Raw genomic sequence first — 8,904 nt, forward strand, 5'->3', positions numbered from 1 at the left:
GCTTTTCTCTTTTTTTTCTGTTCTCCAACAAATGACTGCTTTCACACGAAGCGGCGGCCGCGCCGCCGACCAGCTGCGCCCGGTGCGCATCACCCGCGGCTTCACCATCCACGCCGAAGGCTCGGTGCTGATCGAGTTCGGCCAGACGCGCGTGCTGTGCACCGCCTCGGTCGAAGAGAGGGTGCCGCCGCACAAGAAGGGCAGCGGCGAAGGCTGGGTCACCGCCGAATACGGCATGCTGCCGCGCGCCACGCACACCCGCAGCAGCCGCGAGGCGGCCAAGGGCAAGCAGACCGGCCGCACGCAGGAAATCCAGCGCCTCATCGGCCGCTCGATGCGCGCCGTGTTCGACCTCGCCGCCCTCGGTGAGCGCACCATTCACCTCGACTGCGACGTGCTGCAGGCAGACGGCGGCACGCGCACCGCGGCCATCACCGGCGCCTTCGTCGCCGCGCAGGACGCCGTCAACAAGCTGCTGGCAGCCGGCACTCTCAAGGCCTCGCCCATCAAGGGTCACGTGGCTGCCATCTCGGTGGGCATCGTCGAAGGCACGCCGCTGCTCGACCTCGAATACACCGAAGACTCCGCCTGCGACACCGACATGAACGTCGTCATGACCGGCGCCGGCCATTTCGTCGAAGTGCAGGGCACGGCCGAAGGCGTGGCCTTCACGCGCGAAGAAATGAACATCCTGCTCGGCCTGGCCGAGAAGGGCATCGACGAGCTCGTGACCCTGCAACAGCAGGCGCTGCTGCCATCGAACTGACCAACAGCTACTGGCGCTCGCCGAACGGGCGCCACAGCCACTTTTGACTTTTTATGAAACTGGTTCTGGCTTCCAACAACGCAGGCAAGCTCGCCGAACTCCAGCAACTGTTTGCCGAGCTGTCCGTCACCCTGGTGCCGCAGTCGGCACTGGGCGTGGGCGAGGCTGAAGAACCCTTCCGCACCTTCGTCGAGAACGCACTGACCAAGGCGCGCCACGCCAGCGCCGCCACCGGCCTGCCGGCCATGGCTGACGACGCGGGCCTGTGCGTCGATGCCTTCGGCGGCCTGCCGGGCGTCGACACCGCCTTCTACGCCACGCAGTTCGGCTACACCAAGGGCGACGCCAACAACGTGAAGGCGCTGCTCGAACAGCTCGACGGCGTGGCCAACCGCCGCGCCGCGCTCGTGAGCACGCTGGTCGCGCTGCGCAGCCACGACGACCCCGAGCCACTCATCGCCGTCGGCCGCGTGGTCGGCGAGATCGCGCCCGCACCCGTTGGCGACAACGGCTTTGGCTTCGACCCCGTCATGTTCCTGCCGGCCTTCGGCAAGACCTTTGCCCAGTTGCCGCCCGAAGTGAAGAACGCCAACAGCCACCGCGGCCGCGCGGCGCAGGCCATGCTGGCGTTGATGCGCGAGCGCTGGCTGTAATGGCCACCACCTTCCCGATCCTGCCGGCGCAGCCCACGGGCGCGCCGCAGGCCAACGACGTGCTGCACTGGATGCGGCCCGGTCCGCTGCAACTCAGCGCGCTGCCGCCGCTGTCGCTCTACATCCACCTGCCGTGGTGCCTGCGCAAATGCCCATACTGCGACTTCAACTCGCACGAATGGCGCGCGGCGAGCGAGGCCGAGATCGACGGCATTCCCGAAGCGGCGTACATCGACGCGCTGGTAGCCGACCTCGATGCCGCATTGCCACTCATCTGGGGCCGCACCGTCCACACCATCTTCATCGGCGGCGGCACGCCCAGCCTGTTCTCGCCGCAAGCCATCGACCGCTTGCTGGGCGACGTGCGTGCGCGCCTCAAGCTCACGCCCGACTGCGAGATCACGCTCGAAGCCAACCCCGGCACCTTCGAGCGCAACCGCTTCCGCGCGTACCGCTCGGCTGGCGTCACGCGCCTTTCGGTGGGCGTGCAGAGCTTCAACGACGAGCACCTGAAGGCGCTGGGCCGCGTGCACGACCGCGCGCAGGCCATCGCCGCCCTCGAAGAGGCCGCGAGCACCTTCGATACCTTCAACCTCGACCTGATGTACGCGCTGCCGGGCCAGACCCTGGAAGGCCTCGACGCCGACCTGTCGCAGGCACTGGCGCTCGCGCCGCCGCACATCTCGGTGTACCACCTGACCATCGAGCCCAACACCTGGTTCGCCAAGTTTCCGCCCACGCTGCCCGAGGACGACATTGCCTACGCCATGCTTGACCGCATCACCGAGCGCACCAGCGCCAGCGGCATGTCGCGCTACGAGGTGTCGGCCTATGCCCGCGAGGGGCACCAGTGCGCGCACAACCTCAACTACTGGCGGTTCGGCGACTACCTCGGCATTGGCGCTGGCGCGCACAGCAAGCTGAGCTTTGCGCACCGCATCGTGCGCCAGGTGCGCTTTCGCGAGCCGCGCCTGTACATGGAGAACGCGCGCGCGGGGGCCGCGGTGTCGCAGAGCGACGAAGTGGCGCTGGCCGATCTGCCGTTCGAGTTCATGCTCAATGCGCTGCGACTGAAGACGGGCTTCACGCTGCCGCAATTCAGCGAACGCACGGGGCTGGCGATGACGTCGATCCAGCGTGGTCTTGAAGAAGCAGAGCGCAAGGGGCTCGTGGCACGCGACCTGTTTCGCGTGTGGCCGACCGAGCGCGGACTGGATTTTCTGAGCGATCTGCAGGCGATGTTCCTGCCCGACGAAGAGTAGGGCCGCCGTCGGCATAAAATCCACAGTTCCGGAGAGTTGGGTGAGTGGTTTAAACCAGCAGTCTTGAAAACTGCCGACGTGAAAGCGTCCGTGAGTTCGAATCTCACACTCTCCGCCAGCCATCGATGTTTCTCATCGACGCTCGGCCAGTTCGATATCCTTACCCATCCATGTACCCATCCGTCGGCAGTGCGACTGGGTGAGACGCTGCGAGAGTTTTGCTACTGCGCGGCTAGCGCGGCGCCAACGCGGCGCAGGAATCCACGGATCACATCAGCTTGATCTGTTTCGGTTAGCTGCTCAGCGGTCATCCGATGCGCGACAACTGAGTTGAGCTTGATCTTCACGCCGTTCTCCGCGCTCTTGCGCGCCTTCTCGGCGAGGGTTTCCCAATTGTTGGCGAGTCGCTGGGCGAGGGCGAGCGGCACGTCGGTGAAGGGGGTATGGTTTTGGTAGTTGATTGCAGGCCAGTGCGCCCTGATTGCATCGGGGTGAATGTAGTTTTCTAGCTCTCGACAGTCCGTGTGAACCGCGAGGCACCCAGCTCTTAGGTTGATTTCGGCTGCGGGTATCCCATATTTCGGGGCGGCTGGCGGTTCTGTGTCGCGGTCGTAGAGGTGGAATTCAGGCCTTTGTAGGTTTTGCAGGCGTCCCACCCAGGACAGCAGGTTCGACCCGTTCAAAGGGATGAAGATGATTTTTCCGTGCTCCTCTGCCTCTATGAGGTTTGGAATGTCTGCTTCCGTTGCCGACAACGTTGCAGAAAGGCCGCGCAGAAACTGGATGTCGTTGCTTCCCTCAACTCCGATGAACGCCTTCACCCCGTGGTCTGGGAGTACTCCTAGATCCTTGACCGCGTAGGCGTACGTGTCGTCGTTGTTGCTAAGGACCACTCTCCGTTGCTCGGCGTCGCGTGCGAGCAGCCGCAGGCACGATGTCGGTAGTTCGCGCGCGAGCACTGGGTTGTGTGTGGTGATCAGCACCTGATGCCCGGGGCTTTCTGCCAGTTCGAAGAAGGCTTTGAGCAGAAGACGCTGATTCCTCGGGTGTTGGCTGGTCTCTGGCTCCTCGATTGCATAGATCACACCGGGAGACGATTGTTCAGCATTTCTTCGCTCCGCTCTGGCTCGGAAGAAGTTTAGGAGGATCATGCGGCGCACACCGCTTCCACGTTTGTTAATGGGGACCTGTGCGTCGTCAGTCAGTCCGATCTTGAATGCTGTAGCCCAGTTCGGCCGTTGGACTGTGGGGTTGAGTTCCTTTGCGAGACTGGGATCTATTTCGCTGAGCTTCTCTAGGGTTAGTTTGGCGACAGCGAGAACGGCAGCCTCTACGGAACTCCTGATTTCTTCCAGCTTTTCTTCTTGGGCCTTGAGCGCCTCCTGCACCGCAACTTTCATCGGGTCTTGCGCTTCGGAATCCTGGTCAGTGCTCGGCCGATCTGCTTTGAAGAGTGCGAAGAGCGGCAAGTACACCTTGAGCTGCTCCCAAAGTCTCTTCGTGCTCTCTTCATCCACCGGCAGGTAGGTCGGGGCGGGGGCAAGATCGGCAGCGTGTTCTCGGATCGCTCGGCGGAGTGCTGTGTTGATCGTTTTTGGTACCGCAGCCGTGTCTACTCCGAGTGATTGGGCTCGTTCCTTTAGCTCCTTGTTTTTCAGTCTTAGGAGGTCTGCATAGCCTTCTGATGACGGGTGTTGGGCCTGCAGGAATGTGCCCTTGAGTTTTGGAGATTTCAGAGAGCCGTCGTAGACCTTGTGAATTTCTAGGCGGCCCTTGTCGTTCAGCATGTATTCCAGCTGTAGCGAAGTTGGGTGATCCGCATCGATGACCAGCGTTTGTGGGAGATCGTCGAACTCGCACACGATGCGAACTTCTTTTTCGTCTGAGGTCATGCACACATCTCCCGCTTCCGGCGACGTGTCATCGAAGAACATCTGGAGAGCTTCGAGAACGCTCGATTTGCCCACGTCGTTGCGCCCCAGTATTGCCGTGAAGTTACCTACGTCGACGGTCGTTTCCTCTTGGAAGCATCGATATCCCTTAATGCGAACCTGAGCCAACCTCATGTCTCTCTCCTTGCGTAATGAGCAGAGATGATGGAGCGCGGATGGGGACAGTGGAAGCGCGTAATCCCTTGCGGGAGGGCATCCGCAGCAGGCCGATGGCTAGCTCGGATGCTGGATGTGCGGAGGAATGTCGCTTACTTACTTTGGGCGTTGGCTGGCTGCAGATCTCGCACGTGGCCGGGAATCACTTCTGATCTTGTCGAACATGTCGAAGACGGTGAGCCCCAGCGCGTTCGCGATCACCTCAATGGCGTTCAGTGTGGGGTTCGCTTGCCCATTCTCGATTCGGCTCAGGTAGGTCTGATAGAAGCCGCAGCGCTCGCCGAATTCGACCTGGCTCAGGCCCATCTCTAGCCGCATCTCGCGCACGCATTCGCCGAACTTCTGAGCCAAGGTTTTCACCCGACTGACTCTCAGTGTTATGCTTTATTTCGCATAAACACTAATTCGTATATTTTGATCGCTGAGGTTATGCGGCGGCGATGAGCGGAGCGGGGAAAAGATGATTCGAGCAATGGCAGGGTGCCTCGGCGCCGTCGCAGTTTTGGCGCTCGGCGCCTGTTCGCCGGAAGGGGCTGCATCCGGTTCTCCCCCGGCGCCGATATCGGCCGCATCAGCCTCTCCGAGCGACCGCTCCAGTTGTTCTTCCCCCGACGCGAAGGAACTCATCGAACAGCTCGTTTGGGAGGGCGTCGGGAAGGCGGTGACCACCGAGCTGTTCGCCGACCGCGTGCCGGACGTGACTGGGGCAGGCAAGGCCCACTTCAAGATCAGCCTTCAGGGCATCACCACCGTCCCCGGCCAGAACGGCGCCCGCCCGACCTGCGAGGCGACCATCGCCGCCACCGACGCGCATGACCTCAACGCCGACATCAGCTGGCTCCAGCGCGCTGCGAGGATCGATCCGAGCGTCACGGTGCGTGGGAAGGACCTACTGGGTAGCGTGCAGTACACCGTGCAGCCCTCGGACGACGGCCAGAGCATTCGCGTCTCAGTCCGAGGCATCGAGCCCTACGCGCTGGCCCTCGCCGGCCTCAGCTTGGCCTTCAGCAACGCGGAGCTATATGCCCGACGCGAGGCCGAGAAGGCGGCGAAGGCCGGCGGCGTGACGGAGCCTTCCGCCGTCTCCGCGGCGTCGGACACCGGCGCGCCGGCAGGCACCGCGGTCCCCGAGCAGCAGGGCAGCGCAGAGGACCGATACGCTGCGGCCGATAAGGCCCTGAACGTCGCCTACACCGCCGCGCGAGCCCGACTGGACGATGCCGGCAAGACCGCCCTGCGCGACGAGCAGCGCGCGTGGATCAGTACCCGCGAGGCGACTTGCAGCGAGGCCAAGATCGCCGCCGAGAGCGGGGGCGACGTCGCCGGTGGTTCTGCCATGGTGCTCGAAGTCGCCGGCTGCAAGGCGAAGCTGACCGAGGCTCGCGCGAAGCAGCTCGCGGCCAAGGGCTGACCAGAGCCACCCCATGCTGTACGACATCTACTCGAATGACGAGAACGACCAGTGGCGCTACCTGCTGGGCCGCGCTGGCCGGCGCACACTGGTGACGGTCGGCCTGAACCCTTCGACCGCCACGCAGGAGCGGAGCGATCCGACGGTGGCGCGCGTGGACGAAGTCGCGCGACGGAACGGCTTCGATGGATTCGTGATGACGAACCTCTACCCGGTCAGGGCGACGGACTACCGCACCCTGCCAGCCAAGGTGAACAGGGTCGCCTTCGACCGGAACCTCGCCGCCATCGAGGAGGCGGTGGCCGCACAGGCCGAGCCGGTGATCTGGGCCGCGTGGGGCGCGCCGGTCGTGCATCACGCTTACTTTCTGCGGGCACGCGACGAGTTGTACCGACGCTTGGCCCCATTCGAGCCGCGGTGGCTGCGATTCGGCGAGCTGACGGCGACGGGGCACCCGCGGCACGCGAGCCGCTTGGACTACGGCTGGACCTTCGCCCCCTACAACATCATCGATTGACTCGAGGACATGTGCCGCTGTTGAGTGTGAATACCAACGCTGTCACTTCACGCGCGTTCATCCAGGGCCGAATGACATCCCTCGGCCAACTAAGGCGCAGACCGCCGGTCAACCACCCTAATGTGTTTATGGGATGGGCGCTGCCCCAAGTAGCAGTCAAAGTCGCCGCGGCCTCAATCCGAGGTTGGAGCGTCGAGGAGCACAACATGAGCGATGTCCGAATCACCTGCATAACAAAATCCGCCACGAATGGCGGCTATGAGCACATCACGCACGTAGGTAGTCCGCAGTTCACGAAGAATTGGACCGTAGCGGAAGTGATCGCTAGCATTGACGCAGCGACCAACACGTTCTTTGTCCAAGCCAGCAACGGCAAGCGTGCGGATGTCGGCGTGGTCCGCGAAGCCGGTAAGCGGCCGTACATTCGCACTCATGCGGACGGGTACTACAACGATAATTTGCTTGCACTGCCCGCTTGCGCTTAGCAGCGCGATAGTCCCACCATAAAAGCGCGGACCGGGGGCGCTTACCCCGCAGAACTGGGCTTGCCCTGCGAGACGGGAGCTAGCACTTGAGGTCGAAGAAGCGCTTGCGCGTTTGGTACAGATCCACGTCGACCTTGGCCTTCGACGCGCCGGTCTCGCGTTGCGTCGCCGCCTCCAGTTCGGGCAGCCGGGCATCCAGTTGTCGGCACTCCCCTTGATCCCGTGCTGGCAGCTTGATTCTCTGGCGCATCACATCCATCTGATCGCGTGACTTTCCAGTCAGGGGGCGGAGCGCGTCGTCGAAGGCGTGGTTGAGTTCCGTGCGCTGCACGTCGTTGCCCTTCCGCGACTTGCCCGACATCTGGTCGAGGCCTTGGTTCGGCGTGGCGTCGATCACTTTCGCGCCGACGCATGGAGAGTCCGAGTAGCTGACCTTGCCTGCGGTCTCGCATCGGTAGACAGTCGGCGCCGCCGATGCGGAGAGGGCGGCCAGCAGCAGGAAGAGAGTGAGCAGTGCGCGCATGGAAGGGGACTTGTGCTTTGCCCGATTCTTACCTAGAGTGGCATTCGCTCGGGCACCTTCGCCCGACCGCGCCAGCGCTACGCTGCGCACCGCCGGAAGGTCAAGCCGCCAGCGCCCGCTCTGAGCCCAAGGCCATCGGGGATCCAATTTTCACCTTGGAGTCCCGCGTGCCCAGCACTCTCATCTCTTCTCGTACTTCGGCCTTCATCCGTCAGGGTGGCCTTTGCTGCTACTGCGACGAGCCCATGTGGCTTGCTGATCCCGCCACCTTCGCCGCGCGGTACGGCCTCACACGGCGACAGGCAGAGGCCCACCGCTGCACTGCGGAGCACTTGCACGCTCGCTGCGATGGCGGACGCGACGGCCGGCAGAACATCGCGGCGGCCTGCGCTCTGTGTAATCGCCGCCGACACGCGCGGCGCGCTGTGGCTCCCGACCCCGCTGCATATCGGCGTCTCGTGCTGGCGAGGCTGCGCTGCGGTAGGTGGCGTCCGTGGCGGGTACGGCCGGCGCATCAGCCTGCAGGCGATTCCGTTGCTGATGCATGGCTTCCCACCCAGACCGCTCCCCTAGGTTGACGACCGGGAGCGGGAACCGGGAGGGGTACCCCCCACCCCCTTACTTCGACGGGACGTCGGGTCTCATCGGCGTAGTTGACGTTACCGACTTGCTGCACCGTCGACATCACGTGCTGGTGGTAGCCGTTCCTCACCCTTGCGTTGTCACGTCCTTGGGCGTCGTGCGCTGCGAGGCGGCTGGTCAGGGGCCAGGGGTTTTGGAGGGCGCAGCCCCTCGGCCGCACCTCCGGTGTGCCTACTGCGGCGGCCGTTCCGCCAGTTGCTCGTTCGCGGCCAGCACGCCCAGATCGCGGGCCCGTTCGACAAGGTCTACGCGCCAGTCGAGTACGGCGTTTCGATACACGTCCACGACGTGGAAGCGCCCGAGGTTGTAGTAACCCCGGCTGCGCGCTGCCAGGACACAGAGTCGCTGCGGGAAAGGGAGCTTGCCCAGCTTGCGGTTGATGCGGCGCACGAGGGCGCGTTCGGTCACGGTCACGTTGGTCATGTCGAGTTCCTTGATGTTGATGCCGGGTTGTCGATTCGGGAGGTCGGGCTTCGCGCCACCGGCAGCCGGGGCGCAGGTTGCACCGCGGCGTGCCGGATGGCGTCACTGCCGACC

11 protein-coding genes and 1 tRNA gene are annotated in these 8,904 nt (G+C 63.8%); 8 read left to right on the forward strand and 4 right to left on the reverse strand.

The features are described from left to right. The first annotated feature begins 31 nt into the window (after positions 1-31). From rph to ACZYSP_RS31955, 4 genes are all read left to right on the forward strand, one after another. Positions 32-766, forward strand: a complete 735-nt coding sequence (gene rph, locus ACZYSP_RS31940) for a ribonuclease PH (RefSeq protein ID WP_489018500.1) — start codon at positions 32-34, stop codon at positions 764-766. 53 nt (positions 767-819) lie between these two features. Then, the gene (locus ACZYSP_RS31945) at positions 820-1,419 is read left to right on the forward strand and encodes a non-canonical purine NTP pyrophosphatase (RefSeq protein ID WP_435459250.1); all 600 of its coding nucleotides are present in this window, start codon (positions 820-822) and stop codon (positions 1,417-1,419) included. Beyond that, on the forward strand, positions 1,419-2,681 hold the full coding sequence (gene hemW, locus ACZYSP_RS31950; protein ID WP_489018503.1) for a radical SAM family heme chaperone HemW: 1,263 nt from the start codon (positions 1,419-1,421) through the stop codon (positions 2,679-2,681). Before ACZYSP_RS31945 ends, hemW begins: the two co-directional genes overlap by 1 nt. A gap of 30 nt (positions 2,682-2,711) precedes the next feature. Next, positions 2,712-2,799 (forward strand) — tRNA-Ser (locus ACZYSP_RS31955). 103 nt (positions 2,800-2,902) lie between these two features. On the opposite strand, the gene ACZYSP_RS31960 is transcribed toward ACZYSP_RS31955, so the two are convergent. Both ACZYSP_RS31960 and ACZYSP_RS31965 read right to left on the reverse strand, forming a co-directional pair. Then, positions 2,903-4,747, reverse strand: coding sequence for an ATP-binding protein (locus ACZYSP_RS31960; RefSeq protein WP_489018505.1), 1,845 nt, complete (start codon positions 4,745-4,747; stop codon positions 2,903-2,905). Between the two features lie 138 nt (positions 4,748-4,885). Continuing rightward, positions 4,886-5,149, reverse strand: coding sequence for a helix-turn-helix domain-containing protein (locus tag ACZYSP_RS31965; protein WP_489018507.1), 264 nt, complete (start codon positions 5,147-5,149; stop codon positions 4,886-4,888). Between the two features lie 301 nt (positions 5,150-5,450). Between ACZYSP_RS31965 and ACZYSP_RS31970 the strand changes: the two genes are divergently transcribed. The 3 genes from ACZYSP_RS31970 to ACZYSP_RS31980 all read left to right on the forward strand — a co-directional run bounded on the left by ACZYSP_RS31970 (position 5,451) and on the right by ACZYSP_RS31980 (position 7,202). Then, positions 5,451-6,200: a lysozyme inhibitor LprI family protein gene (locus ACZYSP_RS31970; protein ID WP_489018509.1), complete on the forward strand. Its 750-nt coding sequence runs from the start codon at positions 5,451-5,453 to the stop codon at positions 6,198-6,200. 13 nt (positions 6,201-6,213) lie between these two features. Next, positions 6,214-6,717 (forward strand): DUF1643 domain-containing protein, encoded by a 504-nt coding sequence (locus ACZYSP_RS31975; RefSeq protein WP_489018511.1) that lies wholly within the window; start codon positions 6,214-6,216, stop codon positions 6,715-6,717. Positions 6,718-6,923: 206 nt separating this feature from the next. Further along, on the forward strand, positions 6,924-7,202 hold the full coding sequence (locus ACZYSP_RS31980) for a DUF3892 domain-containing protein (protein WP_489018513.1): 279 nt from the start codon (positions 6,924-6,926) through the stop codon (positions 7,200-7,202). Between the two features lie 79 nt (positions 7,203-7,281). Here the strand turns inward: ACZYSP_RS31980 and ACZYSP_RS31985 are convergent, their stop codons facing one another. Then, on the reverse strand, positions 7,282-7,725 hold the full coding sequence (locus tag ACZYSP_RS31985) for a DUF4124 domain-containing protein (RefSeq protein ID WP_489018515.1): 444 nt from the start codon (positions 7,723-7,725) through the stop codon (positions 7,282-7,284). Between the two features lie 245 nt (positions 7,726-7,970). On the opposite strand from ACZYSP_RS31985, the gene ACZYSP_RS31990 reads away from it, so the two are divergent. Then, a complete protein-coding gene (locus ACZYSP_RS31990; RefSeq protein ID WP_489018602.1) occupies positions 7,971-8,303 on the forward strand; it encodes an HNH endonuclease in 333 nt (110 codons plus the stop codon). 235 nt (positions 8,304-8,538) lie between these two features. On the opposite strand, the gene ACZYSP_RS31995 is transcribed toward ACZYSP_RS31990, so the two are convergent. Further along, a complete protein-coding gene (locus tag ACZYSP_RS31995; RefSeq protein WP_489018517.1) occupies positions 8,539-8,790 on the reverse strand; it encodes a hypothetical protein in 252 nt (83 codons plus the stop codon). Positions 8,791-8,904 lie beyond the last annotated feature (114 nt).

This window comes from Variovorax sp. F042 (assembly GCF_057814215.1).

Coding starts and splice junctions, on each gene's coding strand:
- rph (WP_489018500.1), top strand. CDS start 32: ATGACTGCTTTCACACGAAGCGGCGGCCGCGCCGCCGACCAGCTGCGC.
- ACZYSP_RS31945 (WP_435459250.1), top strand. CDS start 820: ATGAAACTGGTTCTGGCTTCCAACAACGCAGGCAAGCTCGCCGAACTC.
- hemW (WP_489018503.1), top strand. CDS start 1,419: ATGGCCACCACCTTCCCGATCCTGCCGGCGCAGCCCACGGGCGCGCCG.
- ACZYSP_RS31960 (WP_489018505.1), bottom strand. CDS start 4,747: ATGAGGTTGGCTCAGGTTCGCATTAAGGGATATCGATGCTTCCAAGAG.
- ACZYSP_RS31975 (WP_489018511.1), top strand. CDS start 6,214: ATGCTGTACGACATCTACTCGAATGACGAGAACGACCAGTGGCGCTAC.
- ACZYSP_RS31980 (WP_489018513.1), top strand. CDS start 6,924: ATGAGCGATGTCCGAATCACCTGCATAACAAAATCCGCCACGAATGGC.
- ACZYSP_RS31985 (WP_489018515.1), bottom strand. CDS start 7,725: ATGCGCGCACTGCTCACTCTCTTCCTGCTGCTGGCCGCCCTCTCCGCA.
- ACZYSP_RS31990 (WP_489018602.1), top strand. CDS start 7,971: ATGTGGCTTGCTGATCCCGCCACCTTCGCCGCGCGGTACGGCCTCACA.
- ACZYSP_RS31995 (WP_489018517.1), bottom strand. CDS start 8,790: ATGACCAACGTGACCGTGACCGAACGCGCCCTCGTGCGCCGCATCAAC.